Genomic DNA, 18,403 nt, shown 5'->3' on the forward strand with positions numbered 1-18,403 from the left:
TGGAAAATTATAACCCCGCCGCCGCCCTTGTTGGTGTTCTTCACCAACAAGTTTCTGGCCCGGGACATTCACATCACCAGCACCCTCCGAGGCCATTCGTATTGATCACCCCTTCGTCATAAAAAACGCATCCACCACATGTTGATCCTGCGGAAAATTATAAACCCTTTTGATCTTCCCCGCTTCAATCTCCCACAACAAGCAAGACATATTGTGCAAGTTATCATCGCCCGGAAGATTGCTCCAGTTCAAATGGCAGTCGATAACATAACGGTCGTTAACCCCCATGACAATAGGTTGTGCCTGAAAAGCGAACGTGCCGAGTTGTTTGAAGTACGTCAACACCTCGCCGGTGCCTTGCTTAACGCCACTGAAGGGATGACGGCCAGGAATGACCCACTGAATGTCGGGAGATAAAATTTGTTCGATCGCCTCCAGGTTGTTGGCGGCATAGGCCTGAAAGAAATTGTGGATCAGTTGGAGATTGGGATGAGATGATTCCATAGTATCTGAGTAAAAGCATAAGAATGAAAAGCAAAAGTATCAGACACGGGATGGCCAGACGTGTTGGAATGCGTCAAACTTTTGTTAATATCGGCCATGACAAAGCAACAGGTCGTATGTTCGCTCGTGACAGCCTCCAATACAAAACAGTCGTTTGTTTGGCACGACCATTTGGGCGCCTTTGAGTCGGAATGGCATCAGCATACCAAAGGTCAACTGATGTATGCCGAGAAGGGTTGTATCCATGTCGACATTGAAGGAAGGAAATTGTTATTACCCGGTTGGTATTGCGCCTGGGTGCCTGCCGCAAAAAATCATAAGGTCTGGTCCAATCATGCTGACGTCTATATTCGAACGCTATATTTCGACAGCGAACTAACGACCGGCAAGGTCTTCGGGCAGCCGTGCGTATTCCCCGCGTCGACGCTGCTGAAAGAGATGATCGCTCATACGGCGAAGTGGCACAAGCTGCTAACGCACGATGATGAGGAACGCGACTTTCTCAAGGTTTTGCGAAGCATTCTTCCGGACGAGATGGCAAAGTCTGCACCCGTATGCCTGCCCACCACGACCGACGGCAAACTGGCGCCAGTATTGGACTATGTCCAGCAACACCTGCGGGAGAAGTTCGGCGTGGAAGATATGGCCCGGCAATTTGGATACTCGTCACGAACGCTTTCGCGGGCATTCCAACAACATTTGGGGATGCCGTTTTCCACTTACACCAGAACGGCCAGGACCCTGAGAGCGCTGGAGCTCATCGAGCAGGGCGCCGACAATGTGTCGGAACTGGCGTTCAGAGTGGGTTATGAAAGTGTGTCTACGTTTAGCAATAGTTTCCTGGAAATCTGTGGCAAGCGTCCGCTAGAGTTTATGAGAGTGAATCGTTGAGGCGATGCAGTTTCACCTTCCCGAATGCTTGTCAGAGGGTGAGGCCTCACGCGTCGTGTTCACCAATTCTTTCATCGCCGCACGTTGAACAGAACCCATTTTAATCTTTTCCTTCTTTTTTTAAAAAGTAGAATACAAATCCTGCAACCGTTCGTATCCCGACATTTGTAGTGCCACTATTCGTCCACGTACAAAAAGGGGCGGCCTCAAAAAACAAACCGGCGTGCTGAAAGGGGAACGGAAAAGCTTCTATTCCCAGCGGCGTTACAAAACCATACCGGTGTGATTGTCCTTCGGCAAAATTCCAATCGGCCCGTCCGCCCGCCCCCAGGTGAAAGCGGATCTTTTCATAATACGCCACCCGATACAAGAGCGAAACTTCGTTCACAAACGACCCCGAGTTCGGTTTGGTGAACACGTTGGCCCGCGTTGCCCGCACATCGACGACCCAGCGATTGTCGCGCGACGAACGGAATCCAAAACCAGTCTCTGTCCCGGTAGGATAAATTCCAAGACCAACACCGGTCTTCGGTGTCTGGGCAAAAAGGGGTGAGCCTGCCAGAGAAAGCATTCCCAGCAGCAACAAGACATTCTTTTTCAACTTTACTTTTCTTTCAAAGTTGATGTGTTTAAGGATGCTATAAAATAGGAGGGGAATGAACCGTGTCAGAAATGTAATAAGGCTGAAAAAAAATGTAACAACCTTTCGCCTACGCGCGTGAGGGAGGTGGGTTTGAGTGAAGGGCTATAAGGTCGACGGCCTGCCCTAAAACATCTTTATCAACAGAAACGCCGTTGCACCCAATATGACAAAGCCCGCGATGATGAGAAAAGCCGACCATCTTTTATAGAACATGGCCTTCACTTCTTCGGAGGGGAACTTCGGGACGAACACCTTAAAACCGAGCAGTAACATCATGGTTCCCAGGACGAGGTTCACTAAAATGGGGAGGAATTTTATCATAGACGAGAATTTATTGCCGTGTGTTATACCGGTTAAATCTCCGCAATTTAATGATGCCGGACCGGGGCAGCAACTTTTAGAGTTGATTATAATACTCCGCCAATTTCACAAGATCACGCTCCTTCTTTGAGATCTTTTCCTTACTCACAAACGCCTTAACCTCATCCTGGTGATCCGTAAGAACCTCCAACATTTTCTTAACTGAAACGATCTCGGTAACGGGACCGCCATTAAGCTTATAGAAAAATTCATCCCCTAGTTTTTCATACCGCGCAGGTTTACCTTCCGTCTCAATGGCCTTAGGGGCTTGCGCGGGACGAAGAATTACTTTTTTCTTCATGAGCAAAGTTAACCGGCCGCTGTCTAACAGAACGTAGTATCCATAGACCGGCTTGCCTTTAACGTCATAGCTGTCGACGACCAGGGGTGTGGCGGGAAGACTCACTTTTTTTACAATGGGAGAGGGGTCAAGAATGTAGGTCACATCCTTCTGTTTGAATTCCACATAATCGCCCTCAACATTATAGCGCATCGGGATGGCATCGAACACTCCTTTTGTCGTGATGACCTTGCCTTCTTTAAAATCGTCTTCCAGGTATGGAGTGCCGACAATGGGTTCTGCCTCTATCGGTTTGCCTGCCCTTTTTGAGGCCGCGATCAGGAGATGGTCGGTAATATTCATGCCCGAGCCCGCCCCCTGTCCATTTGCTGGAAGCGCTTGTGCGTACAGACCAGTAACGATAACATGGAGTGACAGGAATAAGATTGCCTTAAGCATAACGTTCGGTTTTATTGTTGTATTAAAATTACGATGGAAATGGACTTGATACAAGCGAGTGGGACGTTTGTATCAGGTCCATCATGCGATTCTTTTTCATAAAGATTGTATCCAAGTATGGATCGTCTCCAGCACTTCCGGCGAAAGTGTTTCTTCTACCGTGTGAAGTTTTTCTATCGGAACCCCCTGGGAGTTCATGAACAGGTGGCCCAAGCCGGGGAAGACCTTGATTTGGTGGGGAACGGAATCCAAAGCTGCTTCCTGGGCCGGAAGGTTGGCGGACACGTCCATGGCGCCATCGGCATCGCCGTAGAGGATCAATACGGGAACGGTCACGGTCTTCAGCCCAGCCACGGGGTTGTTGTCGATGGCGAAGACGAATTTGGGATCAAGCCATCCTTCCAGGAGGTGGTGGACGTCGCCCATTTGTCTGGTGATGGTGTTGTATTCCGGCGACGCGGATTTTTCTTTTTGGGCGACGAGCGCCTCCATCTTGGTCATGGCGGCGGCGGAGTTTTGTTCTGCTTGCAAAATGGAGAGCAGGCTATCGGTGGTCGACACAACTTCACGGCTAATGGCCTCGCTGGCGCCCACTTCGCGCAGGCGGCGTTGGACCTGGTGACGGGTTATGTCGCGACCAGTAGCGTTGGGAGGGGCCATGAGCACCAGGAAATCAACGGCGGCTTTCTGAGCAGCCAGCGGGGCCATGTTGCCACCCTGGCTGTGACCGATGATGCCAATCTTTTTGAAGCCCTTTTGCCGGAGGTATTGAACGCCACCGGCAATGTCGTCGACCAGGTTTTCATAGGTCGCTTCACGGTAGCGGCCCTCCGATTGGCCGACGCCGCGTTCGTCATAGCGCAACACCGTGAGGCCGCGTTGCGTCAAATAATCCGACAACACTAAAAAGGGGCGATGGCCAAATTGGTTTGTGTAGTTTCGGTCGTCAGGGCCGGAGCCGCTCACCAGGATCACCGCCGTGGATGACGTGTCGCCCAACGGTGCCGTTACGGTGCCCGACAGCGTAACATCGCCGGCGAGGCTTTTGAAGGTCACATCGCCCGAAGCATAGGGCAGGGGTTCGGTAGGCTCTTGCGTCCTTTTGTCGCCACAGGAAAAGAGAATGCCGGCGAAGAGGAGGATGGGTAGTCGGGTCATGAGGATGGTTAACGTTAATGCGGCTCTAAAGATATCACAGCAGACCGAGAAACCCTTCGATGCCTGGCGAGACAGCGGGGAAATGTTTTAGTTAATATTTTGTAAAACCGTTTATGATCACGATATAAATTCTTATCTTGGTTTTAGAGCCCATCGTGTCGCCTGAAAAAGGTGATGTGGTGGGTTTTTCTTTTTTAAAACTAGGTCATGATGAAGATGACATGTGTTGTCTTTAGGGAGCCTGGAGCATTGCATTCTTGACCTAGAATAGTGGAAAATTAAATTCAAAAAAATAATGGTCAATCTAGTTGGATGGATTAGGGGACTTGAATATTTGTCGGGGGCAAAATCGATGATTCTGAAAGAACTCCCCAGAGAGGAGCGGAAGAAATACCGCCTGCTTGGATTTTATAATATCGTCGGTGGAGCTTGGTCAGCATTCTTGTTAACGATTGCGTTCGTGGTCCAAACGGAATATGAATTGTCATATGACAGGCTGTTTTTGGCGGTGCCCATATGCCTTTTGATTCATTACTTGATTGTGAGGCAATTGATCAGTTCCTGGCGCGTAATGACTCGTTTAATTTTCTGGGCGATGGCCCTTGCTCCGATAGGATTCTTTATTTTCTCTGTCAATAATTTTAGTATCAGATCGAGGTCGGCATTCGTTGATGAAGAAGCCGGTAAGAAGTTGGATTCTTTGGCCGTCATTAAACGCCATGTCGAATTAACGCTTGACAAGCTGGATTATGAGAAGGAATATTATGTGCAGAGATACGGAATAGATACAACGCATTATCGATACGAGTCGGATAGATTGCCTCAAAGATATCTAAAGGTACTTGATGAGATTGATTCGCTGAAGTTCGTACTGGCCTATACGAACGAAAAGGAAAGAATGGTTGCCAAGACGGATTCTCAGTCGTTTGAATATGTTGGGTATTCGCGCAGTTTCCGATGGAGCGATTTCCTGATGTCCCTTGCGTTCGCTATACCGCTTTGTGTTTTGTACGTCTTTGAATATTTAAAACTATCGGCCAGCCGAACCGATGTTTATCATACACTGCTGATGGAGTTTGATCGAATGGAAATGGAATCGATGCTGGACGAGCAGCAACGCGTTGTTGAGGATTTCCGGCTAAGAAGCGAGATACGAAAAACGACCACAGTCTACAAGGAAATTAAAGAATCAATAACAGGGGACGATGTGAGTCATGTAAATGAGATCCTTACGAATTTGGGTGGGGAAACATCCTCGGCCATCATGACGTTGGCTGAAATTGAGCTTGGTCGTATGAACTATGAAAAGGCCTTGGCTACCATTAACAGGGCGATAGGGAGGGAGGAAACGCAGTCCGGTCAGAATAAGGAATACCTCCCCGAACCAAGGTTTTACGAATTGAAAGCCAGGATACAATATGCCATGTCCGACTTTGACGCTGCGAAAGTGACCTCCGAACGCTATGTCGCGCTAAACAATGAAAGGAAATATAGGGACAACCTTACCCGTGAGATTCTGCTGGAGAGGCTTGAGGTGGAGGGCTTGCCTTTTTATGGAAGTTTTAGATGGGACTTTCAACCCGGGATTAATATTTTACTCGGGAAGAATGGGTATGGAAAGAGTCATTTGATGGGATTGATCGTGTCGCTCTTATACGATGATAAAACAAGAATAAGGGAGTGGATCCCCGACTCGGCCATTCATGCGCGGGCGAAACTATACGTGGATAGCAATCATCCGGTAAATGATAATTTGGTCGCGGGGTTGATAAACGAAATAACGGCGTTAATTCAAAATAAGGAAAACCTTGAGAGTAATTTAAGAAATTCAAAAAATATAGTCTCGGACAAGGGAAGCCCTGAATTGGAAAGGGTGAACGAGCTGCTTAATGAAAAAATGGAAAAGATTGATTCCGAGCAGAGACGGATTCTCGGCAACTACGAAACTATAGTGGGCAACATTGGAAGGGTTCCGATCCTCGCCATTCCAGACTCCCGCTTTATCGACAAATCTGAGTCCGAAATTTACAATGGAAAGAAAGCATCGGAGGACTTGAAGAGGGATGGTGCCACTGAATTCCTTTACGGAAGGCCCTTTTCGGAAATTATTAAAAAGGGATTGTTTGTCGTCGCGCAGAAGAACTCTACTGATTTTACAAAGGAACCTTATAATTTGATCGAACGGGTAATCTCCAACCTGGCCGATAATCAACTTTCGACAGATGCCACGAATGAGATCAGTAAGTCTTCAAGGTTTTTTAAATTCAAGCGGATCGAAACGATAAACGCAACCGGCGATTATAAGTTTTACGTGGAATCGGAAGGTAGCAACGACGAATTTCTCCTGCAGAAAATATCGCAAGGTACATTTTCGGTGCTGGCCATCTGCTTGGTTATTTATCGGTTTCTTAGCGAGCTAAAACCGGATAGCCAAAATGTACTGCATGAAAAGGCAATTGTTTTGATTGACGAGATCGATGCGCACCTTCATCCAAGCTGGGAGCAACGGATCATAGGAATTTTGCGGAGAGAATTTCCCAATGTCCAATTCATTATCACTGCTCATAGTCCATTGGTTGTCGCGGGATGCTATGAACGAGAGGTGGCCGTGATTCGACAGAAGGACGACAAGAATGGCTTCTGGCTGAGGCAATTCGACGAGAACTTTATTGGTGTCACAGCCTCGGAACTATTGAAGCGAGCGTTTGGCATCGAAGACAGGGACGATCAATACCTCGCCTATTCGGCTTTGGAAGCAGAAGAAAGCGAAATCAGGGCGAAGGTTAAAAAGCTCGAAACGCGTAGAGATTTGATCCCGACGGAGCAAATGGAAATGGATAAACTCAACAAGGATCTCGTATATATCGATGTGGTTAAAAGTGTCCGCGTGAAAAATGCCGACGCATCGATTCAAGAAACGAAACTCTCGGCACTACAGGCCGAAAATGAATTCCTGAAAAGGAAGCTGACAAGTGTTGAAATACAGACTGAGGCAAATCAAAAACCTGCCCAATAAATATGAAAGAGCTCTATCTGCAGCGGTTTATAGAAGCCATAAAGTCCGGGCAACCGATCAATTTTCCGGCTTTCGACACCTATCAGAATGACAGGCCTCTTCAGGAATTCATGGCGAAGGTCCAGGAGTTGTATATTGAGTATGAAGGCATTCTAAAATTGTTCGCGAGCGATAAGGCCGGCGAAGTTAAATTTGTGTTGGATACGCTAAAAAAATTTAAGGAAAATCGTAGAAAGGATGCCTACGACATCGTGAAGACATTTTTCCTTGAGTTGGAGTACTCCAATCTGTCAGAGACGTTGAAGGGCAAGTTTAATGAGGGGACTGACATTTTTGAAAATAGTATAGATTATTTCTGTTCCTATACGACCAAGGGCTTGCCGGAAATAAATTTCTCTTATGAAAACCTGCTGAGCGTTGTTTTTGGCTTAAACAAGCAGACGGATTTTTTGGAATTTAAGAAAACGAACTACATAGCGAAGTTGATCGTACGATATCTTAACGAGCATGGATTTAACAACTATTTTTTCGACCAGGACAAGATCGTCAATGGAGATGAAATTAAAGACAAGGTTCTTGATTACTGCGGACGTGCGCTTGTTTTGGTAATTCTGGCGCAGCAGGAGACATTTCGCGACAAGAACGAGGAGACGAATTGGTGCCTGCGGGAATATGAGCAGTACAATGCCACACATAAGGGCTTGAGGAAATATATTGTTTACAGGATACCTAATCTTGTGGAACCTGTTGGCGCGCGAGACAGTATCGTTGAATGGTTTAGGTACATCTCAACTGAACACGGCATCGCCAATGATACGATTGAATTTACCTGGACGCATCATAAAATGAGGGAGAAAGTAAACGACGCCGCGAAAATAATCGGCAACTTTAAGGAAGATTATTATTCGACTTTCAAAACCAACATAGCTTGAGCTGCTTTTACCCATTCCGATCACGGAGCTCCGCCCGCAACATAGTCTCCCGGCTCGGGGACGATGTTGCTTCAAACGGTTAATGACACACATAGTTGGCGTTCGTAAATTCCGTCAAAAGCGTATCATAAGTAAAAAAGTCATGCGACTGGCTGATCAGCGTATCCGGCGTATACCCAATATAATAATCAATGGGGTACGGCAAAGGGTAGACGTCTTCGGGTGTTGGGTAGTAGATGTTGAGCTGGGTCACGTTGTTCACACTGGGCTCTGCTTCGAGGAGATAGATCTCCACGATCGCGAGTTCGGGCGAATACCCAAAAAATCTTTTCCTCCGGTCGAATGAAAGATGTTCGAAAACAATCCTTTCGCGTTTGTCGCCGGTCTGTTTGTAGATCTTGCGGACGTTGTTATCGCCATCGTATTCGTAGCGCGTGCGCCGTTGGAAGACACCGTTCGATCTGAATTCCATCTGCACCAACCGGCCCGCCTCGTCGTGCGAATAGAGGGCCGAATCGCCCGTGGCAATGCCGCTGACCAGGCGCAGGCGCGCGACGGGTTTGCCGAGGATGTCATAAATAAAAGAAAAGCTTTCCTTTTCGACATTGTCCTGCCAGCGCGTGCATTTGGTTACATGGCCTCCATAAGTCATCACATATTGCTGGCGCATAACGTCGCCGCTCCAGTATTGCAACGTGGTTGGCCGGTCGCTGGCATCGTAGGTGAACGCCAGGGAGTCGAACAACCGGATCATGTGCGTGGGCAGGCAGGTCTTTTTGAAGGGCGCCTCGTTGCCGTGTTGGCAGGTGGCCAACGCCAGCACGATGGCTGCGCCGACAAAAGGGAATGCAGCGCGAACGATAAACCATTTGGCGATCAACGGACGGTCAGGCATATGCAGTGAAACGCAAACGGCGCGGCAGGTATTGCACGGACCTTGGGTGAAAATGATCCCCCATCTCTGGGAAAGTTTGTCAAGAGAATGCGCTAATAATGCATCCACCTCCATAACCCGCGTCAGCGGGTTCCCCATCATAACTCCGGGTGCAACCCGGAGAAAACAGGTCCCAAACAAACGCGCGCCATAGGAAAACCTCATCGAGCCTCGAACGATTTGGCGCGCAATAGGTGCGCTGCATCCGGGCGCAGCGCGGTGTGCGCCATGACGGTGAGGAGCTTCGATCTTCGTGGGCACGTGGCGCGGGTACATCACGTTTCGAATACTCCGGGTTTCACCCGGAGTTATGATGGAGGACCCGCTAACGCGGGTCGGGGAACTTGGGCGCCGCTTAGGTCATAGTCCAGCCGGGAGAGTTTTTTTACAGCCCAGGCGAAGAACTCCAATCGCATTAAACTGAATCATTTTATCCATGGATAACATCCAAAGTTGAAAATTCTCTTTACCTAAGATGGGCTTGATTCTACCGACAATTTCATGCTTTTTAAATTGCGCCGAATTTGTTCGTTCCTGGATGAATAAGATTTCATTGGACGTGAGATGATCGTCAATTAATCTTTCGATCATATCGAGCTTTATTTGGTCGCCAGTACCAAAATGAACCCAATCCTCGTTGTAAACTATGGTGGAGTGGAGGTGTCGTGCGGCATTGAAGAGTTGTTTTGAATCGATCATGAGCCTATCGCGGTTGGTGGGATAAAGGCATTATTTTCCCTTCGCTGGTAATCTGCATGATGTCCGGGGTTCCCTTCTTGTCGCATGTTCTTTCTATGATCAAGTTCTCGTCGATCGAGCCAAAGCAATATGTATGTTCGGTTTCGTTCCAAATTCCCAGCTCGAAGTCGTCAATTACTTTCCGGTCGTTGTTAAAAGTTCTGATTGAAAAATGATAGTCTCTTCCATGGGTATCGATACTGCATAGCAATACGAAAGCGCTGAACTTGTCCGAATGGTAGATTTGCCCGAAGTTTTTGTACGTTGTGGAGATCGAATCAAATTGTTCAAGCTCGTAAGGTCTTAAGAACAATTTTAAACTGTCGACTTTCAGAGGGGCCAGGTTTGTAGATTCCGTTAAAAATATAAAGTCACTCCTTCCAGGGGTGTTTTCTTCAACCCAAAATAATTTTTTGACGGGCTTGTCACAAGCTGAAAAAAAGACGGCCAGCAAAATCAATATAGGTTTGTGGTATTTCATTTTTTGCAGGACTTCATTTCATGGGGATCCTAAGATCATGGAGAGACATCTGGAACAGGTGACGTGCAATATTCCAATTTAGCAACATTATAGCCATATTTTTGAATACAACGTGTGACAAGATCGGTAACGGGCCGCTAAGGCGATTGCAGGTAGGTAGGATTAGGAGGGTCAGGGAGTTGCCAGGTTTTCGGGCGAGGGCCACGCGTGTTCCTTCAGGTCGTTGAGTTCCTGCTCGATGGTGGTCAGCCATTGCTGTTGGGCTTCCGCGTCGATGCCATGCTGGGTTTCCATGTCGTAGCGGGTCTGCCGTTGAACGTATTCGGCGTAGTAGCGTTGGTGGACAGCGCCGGCCAGGAGAACCCCTTCTTTGCCGGCTTCTTTGATGACCTTGCGCATCTTCCGGGCATAGAGTTCGGCAAGGTCGAAGTGCGCTTGTTCGTGGATTAACACAGCCGGATTTTTCGCGTCGGCGCGAACCCAGGAGTCGTTGGCGTAGAACACGGCGACAACAAAAGCCTGTGCCGAAAAAAGCCCCTTGCGCGCCGAGGTCACACCGATGCCACAACTCGACACGGCGGCAGCGTTGGCGGAGCTGCCGGACGGATAGTTGTTCTCCGCTTTTTTAAAGTCCTCCCAGGTAAGTTTGCGGGTGGGTGTCCACGCTATTTCGGCTTCGTAGTCACCAATGTTGTCTACACGATAGAGGTCGGCCGAAATGCGATCGCACGTCGACCAGCCGTTGGGTTTTTGCCAGTCGCTGATCTTGATCACGTTTGCCCCTACACTTTTGGCTTTCGCCCGGATATGCTCGATCATTTCAGGATAACTGCAATTGACCGTAAAACCAGTGTCGGCCGCCCGTATCCTCCCGACCAGGATCCCTTTGGACGGAGCTGGTTTGTCCTCGTCGATCACCACAATGGCATCAGACTGGCCAAGCGCCCCGACATCCTTTTTTAATACCGCGGTTTTTACTTTAGGACTACACGCAACGGCAACCATGGCCACAACGAGCACAGCACACATCTTTTTCATAGTTCACCTATCCATTATAAACGATGCCTCCATCGGCGATTTCAGCGGGTAAAAATAACAAAACTGAAGAGACGGGCAATGGTGGAGTTGTTCAATCCAATTTTCAGGTGGTCGCGGGGGCCAGGTCGGTAATTTTAGTGTACTTCAACAAAAGAACCCCAAGACCGGCACGCGTTCCGATCGAGGGGCTCGGCCGCAACATAGCCGCCTCTGTCAGGCACTATGTCGCTCCCGCCGCAGCATAGTCTCCCGCCTCGGGCACTATGCTGCCCTAAGAAAGCGTCACTTCCTTCACCGCGCTGTTGCCGGGACGGTCGATTGCCTTCACAACAATCTTGGTTCCGGCGAGCGCCGTGTTCTCAACGGTCGCGGTGTACTCCCACACCGATGACTTGCCGCGTTGAACGGCCGATCCTTTTTCCAGCGACACACCGGCAGCGTTCACCACGTCGATCGACACGGCTTTCACTTCCAGTTCATCGTCGGCATGAATCAGGATCTTTGTCCCTGCCGCGCCGGTGTAGGCCGAAGCATCGACCAGCGTGATGGTAGGCGCATTGAAGAAATCGGCAACAGCCAGCGTGCGGGCACTCTTGTACTGTTTGCGCTTAGCAACCTCTTTGTAGAGGGACATGGCAGCCGGATCACCCATCTGCCCCGTGGCATAGGCGGCCGCCATCCGGAACCTGTTGCGATGAGTCAGTTGTTGCTCCGTGGGCTCGCCGCTCTGCGGACGTGGCGCCACTCCCAACACCGTCTCACCACCAACATTGCGAAAAACCAGGGTCTTCCCCAACTTCCCGCTCAACCCCTCAGTGAGAGGATTGTTTCGTGATTTAGACATGTTTAAAAATGATTAAATTACACATGCCACCCCCCATTACTAAATCAGTGCCAACCCCAAACCGCATTCTGACCATTCTGGTATAACCCTCGATTGCAGTAGCCAACGAAATATCGTTGGCCCGACGATATTTCGTCGGAAAGCCGCCGCGACATAGTCTCCTGTCTCAGGGACTATGTCGCCTCAAAGTTCCAATGATCATAACCTTGTGGCCGCCTTACTCGAACCTTATTCAAACACTATTGCTACACCATTCGAGCAACATTATAACATCATTATAGCAACATCATAAGGGGATCATAACAACGATACGCAGGAGGGAGGTGACGCTGCCTTTGAAATCTTGATTTGCGATGGAAGAGACTGCAAATTTTTTGCAGTGGTGAATACTATCTTTCTGCTGTGCTTAACTCAGGGCGAGTTGAACTGACCCCGAAACGCGTTGTCTGAAAATTTAGATCGTTAGCTATGGAGTCGCAGGTTTATGAGTGCTATCCGGGACAGGAGCGTTTTAGTTATATGTTTTATAGCCACGGGCCGCGGGGAAGAATTCTGAAAAAGGTCAATTTTATTTTGGGTAAAATGCAGTCAGCGGTCGTATACAATGTATCGTTCGGCGATGTTAATGGGCACACTGGCAAAATGGATACCGATGTCGTGTCTGATAATGCCGACAAGAATAAAGTACTGCTTACCGTTGCAAGGATAATAATGCGATTTTGCCGCAGGTATCCACAGGCATATGTATTCGCACAGGGAAGCTCCGCGGCCAGAAACAGACTATACCAAATGATGATCTCTAGTCGACTGGATGAGATTCAAAAGCAATGCAAAATTTACGGTATCTTAGGATCAGAGATCGTTGCCTTCCAGAAAAATGTGAACTACGACGCTTTTTTAATGAAGGCGATCGGAAACGTAAGTTTTAACAAAGACTAGCCATGAAAACAAAGATCATTTTCCGGAAAGTGCCCATCGACCCCACGCGCAAAAGAATCTACCTCAACGACGTAGCCTGGTACTATGAAGACGATCCCTGTGAAAAGCAAAAGATGGAGGCGGCGGTCGCAACTTTAGAGAAGATTGATTTTTCCAAACTCCGGGACGAAAACAAGAAAACGTTATGAGAAAGATGTTCCGAAAAGTACCTATCGGCCCCACCCGCGAGAGAATTTACGTCAACGACATAGCGGGGCACTACGAGGACGATCCATGTGAAAAGGAAGAAATGGAAGCTGCCGCGGCGCTATTAAAGAGCACTGACCGGGCTAAGCTCCGGGCAATGCTAAAAACGATTACTTTTTGTGAAATACCTGTCGACCCCACCCGCAAGCGGATCTACCTCAACGACGTGGCCTGGTACTATGAGGATGACCCTCGCGGAAAGGAAGAGATGGAAGCGGCGGTCGCGATTTTAAAGAATATTGATTTCTCCAAGCTCGAAGGAAAAAATAAGAAGGCGTCATGAAAACAAAGATCATATTCCGGAAAGTGCTCATCGACCCCACGCGCAAGAGGATCTTTTCCCGGAGATGAATCCACTGACTACATACAAGAGAATAGACTTTTGCGCGAGATGGGCGCGTATAATCTGAATGGTAGAAGATCAAACGATCTGAGATTTATGGTATCTTTAGACCGGGACCGATGTAGACCATGACAGCATTAGAAACGATCGAAGTACTGATAAACCTGATCAACACCACTGACAACCTACCCGCGGAAGCGTTCAACAAACATCCCGACGTGTTGCGGGCATATGCCATCGTCTACGGGCAAGACGAATTGAATGCGACGCTGGCCTCGAAAAATGATTTGCATCTGAATAGATTTTATTCCCCCGACTGGGCATTGAGGGCGGTCGTCGGGCAAAATGCTGTGGCAACGGCCGACATTAGAGTCTTTTTTGATAAGATTGAAAACAAATACACCAGAAACTGGCTGATACTATTTCTAATAGAGCGGGCCGTTGCCGAAAAGGAATTTGAACTATGCGAGGTGATGATCGCTGGGCTTCCTGATGAAGATAAAGGGCCCGTCAGATATGCCGGACATCGCGTGCTCCTGAAGCACTATGCCGCTACGGGGAATGTGGTGGAATTTAAGAAGCGACTTAAACTATCTAAGCCGGCAAAATTTCCAAAGAATGAGATCGGTGGCTTCAAGGCCCTGCTGATAGAAAGTTTTGCCAGGGAAAACGGGTATGAGAAAGCACTGGAATTGTGCGGCGAAACAATATTTGGACAGCAATTCGCTCCCGCGGCACTTCGTTGGACGGCGCATCTGATGGACCTGGACAAAATAGAACACATACTCGCTGAGCACGCCAGTATCGTGGAACATACCCCCAATGCAAAGGCAGACCTATACGTAAGGCATTTCGCTAATCAAAAGCCGACGACCATAAGTGATCTTGATTTTAACCGGGTTTTGGAGGAAGTTTTGAGGGTCGACAAAGACATAAAAATGGGCGATGGACGGCTGAGAGACTTTTTGCTGATGGATTTAGGTAGCGCAACCTCAAACCAGACACAAACAACGACCTGCAAAAAAATATATCATCTCACCGTTGATAAAACGGGAACTATCCTATCATTTAAAAAATAATTGATGGAACGCGGCCTTCTTAAACTCCGTAGGAGTTTCCCATCATAACCCCGGGTGCAACCCGGGGAAACAACGCACAAACAAAAGCGCGCCACCGGAAAACTTCATCGAGCCTCGAACGATTTGGCGCGCAATCTGCACGCTGCATCCGTGCGAAGCGCGGTGTGCGCTATGACGGCGATGAGCTTCGATCTTCGTGGGAACGTGGCGCAGCGATTTCGTATGTTCAGATACCCCGGGTTAAAACCCGGGTTATGACAGTAAACCCGCGGACGCGGGTTTGAGGATGGTGCTGCGGTCTAACGGGGGCCTGGGTCTGCTTGTCGAGCAATTGCACCGAGAAATCAAATGACGGGGGTTGCTCAGATCATAGCCCAGTAGGGCAAGGAGGGCTGCTGGTCGCATGAGTTTTTTTTTGACAAGAGATCATCCGATTGCCGACAGATAATTTCTCCAGAGTTAGTATCTTGTAACCGTGACCATGGACATCGGCAACTAAAATGCTCACCTTTATATCGCCACAAGTTACCTGCTAATTAAGAACAACCAATGGAAAGGAGACGACTCTTAATCGTATTGACAATTTTCGCGTTCGGCTCGTGCCATGAATATGAAAACTCGGTTGAGCAACAGCGGCTTTTTGAGAAACGTAAAGACCAAAAACTTGATACATTAGTGGCGATCTTTGTGTCAAACACGGGAAGTTTAGATCTTTATTATTTGCAAGGACCGCTCACCCTTCCCAAGGATATAAAAATGCAACTTTCAGACACGCTGACAAGAGATATTAAAGTTTGTGGCAATTTTCCGAAGGACTTGGTTGACATGACCAGTTGGAACTATGACCCGGACTTTGCTTATGAAGTCATTGGTAAAACTATATTGGCAGATACAAACAACGCCGTCGGAAAGGTTCCACTTTTTTATGTGACGCAATGGACAAAGTTTTACTACAACGATCACCTTTGGGGAGAGCGAGGCGATTTAGGCACATTCCCGGAAAGAAGTAAAATGGTCAACAATGTTGTGAAGTACTTTAAACTTGAAGGAGAAAAAGTTAATGAAGTTGAAGGCTTGTTAGGAAAGGCTGACTTCCATGAGCAAAATGAAATAGGTTATAAAATTGACGAGGAGTATGGTTCAGACATAGACCCCATTGCAACCACCACCCTGACTTTTACATTTGATAGCGATAGCATTGTAAGAGAGAAAAAAATTGAAAAATGGGAGAAAAACGGCAGGTAGCGTCCCATTTGGCAATGCGTGAGCGCCATTGATTTATGTGATTTTACCCGATTACAAACGGCTAATTTTCCCAATTGTTATTATCTTGTCGCACATGACCATTGAGCTGAACGACGAAGAAAAAGTACGCATCCTCAACTCGGACGACCTGTTCGTGATTATGCGCGACATCTTGCTGCGGGAGAACAAGATCGACCAGGACCGCGAACACTTCTGGGTGATCGGCCTGGCCAGCAACCACCGGCTGTTGTTCATCGAGCTCATCTCCATGGGCACCGTCGACAAAGCCCTGGTCGAACCCATGGAAGTATACAGCGTAGCCTTGCAAAAGCGCGCCGTCAAGATCCTGCTAGTCCACAACCACCCCAGCGGGGAACTCAAGGCTAGCGAGGCGGATAAAGATATTACTATTCGCCTTATTCAGGTGGGGCTTATTGTGAATACACCCGTGCTGGACCATCTGATTATTACCACTAACACCTACATGAGTTTCGCTGATACAGGATTGCTTGAAGAGTTGGAAAAGAGTAGGAAATATGTGCCGATGTATAAGCAGATTGAGGAATTGCAACGGATAGCGGAGGAGTTGGGGATGAAGAAGGGAGAGATAAAAGGAGTGAAGGAAGGAATGAAAGAAGGATTGAAAAAGGGGGTGGAGGCCGTCGCCCAAAGGATGAAGGAAAAAGGAATGTCTAACGATATTATTGCGGAGATAACGGGGTTGCCATTGGAGGTTGTAGGGAAGTTATAAATTGTTGCGAACTATTGTGAAGATATCTATTTGCACTGGATTTAACTTGATTTTTAAAAATGCTTAAAGAACTCAGACTGGCATTGATAGCATTCTCGGACATTGAGAGAGACCTGCTTATTCAGGATGCGCATGAAGAGTCAATTTCCACTAAACTAGTAACGTACTTAGGGAGATCATTTCCGGATTTTCCCTACAGCATCGATTCACAGTACAACAAAAGGATATTGGATAATCAACTTGTAAAAAAACAGGCTGAATTTTTACTTGAGTCGTTGCCGAGATTTAAATGGCCTAAGAACTTCATTGACGGCCACGGCGCAGTTTCAAGGGAAATTCTTCCAGATATTATTTTTCATGATAGAAATAGTTTCCATCATAATTTCATCATGATGGAAATTAAAAAATCCACCAATAGGAACGTAAATGATAGAGAATGGGACTTATTAAAACTTCGAGAGATGACTCGGAGAGAGTTGAAATATGAATTTGGCGTCTTTGTTAATTTCTTTACCGGCAAGGACTATCGTGAAAACAGAACATTTTCAATCATAGTTTTCGAAAATGGAGAAATAACATATTCTGATCAATAGCGCTATCCTCAAATCTAAAAGGCCTCATTATGTCAGCTTTCACATTAATTAATAGCTTAGAAAAACTTGAACTGGAGTTTAAGAGCAACGGGATCGATTACACGTCACCTGGGTTCTATGATTCTGAAGTGTTCTTGCAAAAGGAGCAAGAGAATCGCGATTATCTCTGTCACTATGCTAGCTATGTAAATAACGTAGCTTATACTCAGGAATACTTAAGAAAGGCTGAAAGAGAAATTCCATTTATTGCTGAACTTCTTTTTAGAGAACTAGTTAAGGACGGTAGGCTCGGTGCTTGTATTGATGCGTCATCTGTTTTAAGTCGGATACTTGAATTGGAGGGTTTTTGGAATTATACTGTTAAGGGGAGTTTGACCATAAAATTTGATCCAAATTTAGGAATCACTACGAAACATTTTTGGGCGGCTGACTTGGTTGAAAACCCCGACATAAAAGCGGCTCACGTGTGGGTTGTTGCCCCTCCCTTCAAAGTAGTAGATATAACGGTAAGCCGTCAGCCGTATCAATATAAAGAGCAAGACTACATTCCGAACTATGTCTGCACAACTGCTGGAGCTGAGTGCGAGATTAATGAAATTGATTTGATTAGTCCGGATTATTCAAGACTGCTGACGCGACAAGGGGTGCTTGGCAATAAATTGCGACATATCAAGCGCGGATTCGATGAATTTACAAGTAATTTTAAACCACTGTTAATCGAATTCAGTAGTGTAAGCTTAAAATATGTCCAGATTGGAATTTCAGCGCCAGATCTTCCTTTAGAGCAAATTACCGCACTAAATTTAAGTGGCAAATTGGGAGTCGAATTTTATAAAGATGTAATTAGGCCGGAATTATTTAAGCTAAGAGCGCAATGATCAAGGAAAGGGGTTTGGGTGGATGTTATATGAGATTTTTGGATGTATATG

The 18,403-nt window shown here is 47.2% G+C and carries 21 protein-coding genes; 11 read left to right on the forward strand and 10 right to left on the reverse strand.

Annotated features, from left to right (window positions below; genetic code table 11):
• Positions 1-105 precede the first annotated feature (105 nt).
• Positions 106-504 carry a nuclear transport factor 2 family protein gene (locus BUB30_RS23745; protein WP_073138999.1) on the reverse strand — a complete coding sequence of 133 codons (399 nt, stop codon included), beginning with the start codon at positions 502-504 and terminating at the stop codon, positions 106-108.
• Between the two features lie 96 nt (positions 505-600).
• Here BUB30_RS23745 and BUB30_RS23750 point away from each other — a divergent pair, with 96 nt between their 5' ends.
• Positions 601-1,395, forward strand: coding sequence for a helix-turn-helix domain-containing protein (locus BUB30_RS23750; RefSeq protein WP_073139001.1), 795 nt, complete (start codon positions 601-603; stop codon positions 1,393-1,395).
• A 100-nt stretch (positions 1,396-1,495) separates the two neighbouring features.
• Here the strand turns inward: BUB30_RS23750 and BUB30_RS23755 are convergent, their stop codons facing one another.
• The 4 genes from BUB30_RS23755 to BUB30_RS23770 form a co-directional block, all read right to left on the reverse strand.
• Positions 1,496-1,996: a hypothetical protein gene (locus tag BUB30_RS23755; protein ID WP_073139002.1), complete on the reverse strand. Its 501-nt coding sequence runs from the start codon at positions 1,994-1,996 to the stop codon at positions 1,496-1,498.
• 165 nt (positions 1,997-2,161) lie between these two features.
• Positions 2,162-2,359, reverse strand: a complete 198-nt coding sequence (locus tag BUB30_RS23760) for a hypothetical protein (protein WP_073139004.1) — start codon at positions 2,357-2,359, stop codon at positions 2,162-2,164.
• Positions 2,360-2,435: 76 nt separating this feature from the next.
• The gene (locus tag BUB30_RS23765; RefSeq protein ID WP_073139007.1) at positions 2,436-3,137 is read right to left on the reverse strand and encodes a hypothetical protein; all 702 of its coding nucleotides are present in this window, start codon (positions 3,135-3,137) and stop codon (positions 2,436-2,438) included.
• A 96-nt stretch (positions 3,138-3,233) separates the two neighbouring features.
• The gene (locus tag BUB30_RS23770) at positions 3,234-4,295 is read right to left on the reverse strand and encodes an alpha/beta hydrolase (RefSeq protein ID WP_073139009.1); all 1,062 of its coding nucleotides are present in this window, start codon (positions 4,293-4,295) and stop codon (positions 3,234-3,236) included.
• Positions 4,296-4,590: 295 nt separating this feature from the next.
• Between BUB30_RS23770 and BUB30_RS23775 the strand changes: the two genes are divergently transcribed.
• Both BUB30_RS23775 and BUB30_RS23780 read left to right on the forward strand, forming a co-directional pair.
• A complete protein-coding gene (locus tag BUB30_RS23775; protein WP_084138331.1) occupies positions 4,591-7,311 on the forward strand; it encodes an AAA family ATPase in 2,721 nt (906 codons plus the stop codon).
• A gap of 2 nt (positions 7,312-7,313) precedes the next feature.
• Positions 7,314-8,243 (forward strand): hypothetical protein, encoded by a 930-nt coding sequence (locus BUB30_RS23780; RefSeq protein ID WP_073139015.1) that lies wholly within the window; start codon positions 7,314-7,316, stop codon positions 8,241-8,243.
• A 79-nt stretch (positions 8,244-8,322) separates the two neighbouring features.
• Here the strand turns inward: BUB30_RS23780 and BUB30_RS23785 are convergent, their stop codons facing one another.
• The 5 genes from BUB30_RS23785 to BUB30_RS23810 all read right to left on the reverse strand — a co-directional run bounded on the left by BUB30_RS23785 (position 8,323) and on the right by BUB30_RS23810 (position 12,278).
• Positions 8,323-9,138, reverse strand: coding sequence for a hypothetical protein (locus BUB30_RS23785; protein WP_073139018.1), 816 nt, complete (start codon positions 9,136-9,138; stop codon positions 8,323-8,325).
• A gap of 399 nt (positions 9,139-9,537) precedes the next feature.
• A complete protein-coding gene (locus BUB30_RS23790; RefSeq protein WP_073139021.1) occupies positions 9,538-9,876 on the reverse strand; it encodes a hypothetical protein in 339 nt (112 codons plus the stop codon).
• A gap of 4 nt (positions 9,877-9,880) precedes the next feature.
• Positions 9,881-10,396: a hypothetical protein gene (locus BUB30_RS23795; protein ID WP_073139024.1), complete on the reverse strand. Its 516-nt coding sequence runs from the start codon at positions 10,394-10,396 to the stop codon at positions 9,881-9,883.
• A 171-nt stretch (positions 10,397-10,567) separates the two neighbouring features.
• Positions 10,568-11,434 carry a DUF922 domain-containing protein gene (locus tag BUB30_RS23800; protein WP_073139025.1) on the reverse strand — a complete coding sequence of 289 codons (867 nt, stop codon included), beginning with the start codon at positions 11,432-11,434 and terminating at the stop codon, positions 10,568-10,570.
• 271 nt (positions 11,435-11,705) lie between these two features.
• Positions 11,706-12,278: a hypothetical protein gene (locus BUB30_RS23810; RefSeq protein ID WP_073139031.1), complete on the reverse strand. Its 573-nt coding sequence runs from the start codon at positions 12,276-12,278 to the stop codon at positions 11,706-11,708.
• Between the two features lie 468 nt (positions 12,279-12,746).
• On the opposite strand from BUB30_RS23810, the gene BUB30_RS23815 reads away from it, so the two are divergent.
• From BUB30_RS23815 to BUB30_RS23850, 8 genes are all read left to right on the forward strand, one after another.
• Complete coding sequence (locus tag BUB30_RS23815) at positions 12,747-13,217, forward strand: DUF6934 family protein (protein WP_073139034.1); 471 nt, start codon at positions 12,747-12,749, stop codon at positions 13,215-13,217.
• Between the two features lie 2 nt (positions 13,218-13,219).
• Positions 13,220-13,405, forward strand: coding sequence for a hypothetical protein (locus BUB30_RS23820; RefSeq protein ID WP_073139036.1), 186 nt, complete (start codon positions 13,220-13,222; stop codon positions 13,403-13,405).
• On the forward strand, positions 13,402-13,746 hold the full coding sequence (locus tag BUB30_RS23825) for a hypothetical protein (protein ID WP_073139039.1): 345 nt from the start codon (positions 13,402-13,404) through the stop codon (positions 13,744-13,746). Before BUB30_RS23820 ends, BUB30_RS23825 begins: the two co-directional genes overlap by 4 nt.
• A 188-nt stretch (positions 13,747-13,934) precedes the next feature.
• Positions 13,935-14,885: a hypothetical protein gene (locus BUB30_RS23830; protein WP_073139042.1), complete on the forward strand. Its 951-nt coding sequence runs from the start codon at positions 13,935-13,937 to the stop codon at positions 14,883-14,885.
• A gap of 549 nt (positions 14,886-15,434) precedes the next feature.
• Positions 15,435-16,130, forward strand: coding sequence for a hypothetical protein (locus tag BUB30_RS23835; RefSeq protein ID WP_073139045.1), 696 nt, complete (start codon positions 15,435-15,437; stop codon positions 16,128-16,130).
• 94 nt (positions 16,131-16,224) lie between these two features.
• Entirely contained in the window at positions 16,225-16,881 is a 657-nt protein-coding gene (locus BUB30_RS23840) for a JAB domain-containing protein (RefSeq protein ID WP_073139048.1), read from the forward strand.
• Positions 16,882-16,940: 59 nt separating this feature from the next.
• Complete coding sequence (locus BUB30_RS23845) at positions 16,941-17,474, forward strand: hypothetical protein (RefSeq protein WP_073139051.1); 534 nt, start codon at positions 16,941-16,943, stop codon at positions 17,472-17,474.
• 29 nt (positions 17,475-17,503) lie between these two features.
• Positions 17,504-18,352 (forward strand): hypothetical protein, encoded by an 849-nt coding sequence (locus BUB30_RS23850; RefSeq protein ID WP_073139054.1) that lies wholly within the window; start codon positions 17,504-17,506, stop codon positions 18,350-18,352.
• The last annotated feature ends 51 nt before the right edge of the window (positions 18,353-18,403 follow it).

This window comes from Chryseolinea serpens, assembly GCF_900129725.1.
GTDB classification, from domain to species: domain Bacteria; phylum Bacteroidota; class Bacteroidia; order Cytophagales; family Cyclobacteriaceae; genus Chryseolinea; species Chryseolinea serpens.

What these genes read in the sequence shown, in the direction of transcription:
- BUB30_RS23745 (WP_073138999.1), bottom strand. Translation starts at nt 504, where the DNA reads ATGGAATCATCTCATCCCAATCTCCAACTGATCCACAATTTCTTTCAG.
- BUB30_RS23790 (WP_073139021.1), bottom strand. Translation starts at nt 9,876, where the DNA reads ATGATCGATTCAAAACAACTCTTCAATGCCGCACGACACCTCCACTCC.
- BUB30_RS23775 (WP_084138331.1), top strand. Translation starts at nt 4,591, where the DNA reads ATGGTCAATCTAGTTGGATGGATTAGGGGACTTGAATATTTGTCGGGG.
- BUB30_RS23830 (WP_073139042.1), top strand. Translation starts at nt 13,935, where the DNA reads ATGACAGCATTAGAAACGATCGAAGTACTGATAAACCTGATCAACACC.
- BUB30_RS23840 (WP_073139048.1), top strand. Translation starts at nt 16,225, where the DNA reads ATGACCATTGAGCTGAACGACGAAGAAAAAGTACGCATCCTCAACTCG.
- BUB30_RS23820 (WP_073139036.1), top strand. Translation starts at nt 13,220, where the DNA reads ATGAAAACAAAGATCATTTTCCGGAAAGTGCCCATCGACCCCACGCGC.
- BUB30_RS23810 (WP_073139031.1), bottom strand. Translation starts at nt 12,278, where the DNA reads ATGTCTAAATCACGAAACAATCCTCTCACTGAGGGGTTGAGCGGGAAG.
- BUB30_RS23825 (WP_073139039.1), top strand. Translation starts at nt 13,402, where the DNA reads ATGAGAAAGATGTTCCGAAAAGTACCTATCGGCCCCACCCGCGAGAGA.
- BUB30_RS23845 (WP_073139051.1), top strand. Translation starts at nt 16,941, where the DNA reads ATGCTTAAAGAACTCAGACTGGCATTGATAGCATTCTCGGACATTGAG.
- BUB30_RS23815 (WP_073139034.1), top strand. Translation starts at nt 12,747, where the DNA reads ATGGAGTCGCAGGTTTATGAGTGCTATCCGGGACAGGAGCGTTTTAGT.
- BUB30_RS23770 (WP_073139009.1), bottom strand. Translation starts at nt 4,295, where the DNA reads ATGACCCGACTACCCATCCTCCTCTTCGCCGGCATTCTCTTTTCCTGT.
- BUB30_RS23795 (WP_073139024.1), bottom strand. Translation starts at nt 10,396, where the DNA reads ATGAAATACCACAAACCTATATTGATTTTGCTGGCCGTCTTTTTTTCA.
- BUB30_RS23750 (WP_073139001.1), top strand. Translation starts at nt 601, where the DNA reads ATGACAAAGCAACAGGTCGTATGTTCGCTCGTGACAGCCTCCAATACA.
- BUB30_RS23760 (WP_073139004.1), bottom strand. Translation starts at nt 2,359, where the DNA reads ATGATAAAATTCCTCCCCATTTTAGTGAACCTCGTCCTGGGAACCATG.
- BUB30_RS23800 (WP_073139025.1), bottom strand. Translation starts at nt 11,434, where the DNA reads ATGAAAAAGATGTGTGCTGTGCTCGTTGTGGCCATGGTTGCCGTTGCG.
- BUB30_RS23850 (WP_073139054.1), top strand. Translation starts at nt 17,504, where the DNA reads ATGTCAGCTTTCACATTAATTAATAGCTTAGAAAAACTTGAACTGGAG.
- BUB30_RS23785 (WP_073139018.1), bottom strand. Translation starts at nt 9,138, where the DNA reads ATGCCTGACCGTCCGTTGATCGCCAAATGGTTTATCGTTCGCGCTGCA.
- BUB30_RS23835 (WP_073139045.1), top strand. Translation starts at nt 15,435, where the DNA reads ATGGAAAGGAGACGACTCTTAATCGTATTGACAATTTTCGCGTTCGGC.
- BUB30_RS23780 (WP_073139015.1), top strand. Translation starts at nt 7,314, where the DNA reads ATGAAAGAGCTCTATCTGCAGCGGTTTATAGAAGCCATAAAGTCCGGG.
- BUB30_RS23765 (WP_073139007.1), bottom strand. Translation starts at nt 3,137, where the DNA reads ATGCTTAAGGCAATCTTATTCCTGTCACTCCATGTTATCGTTACTGGT.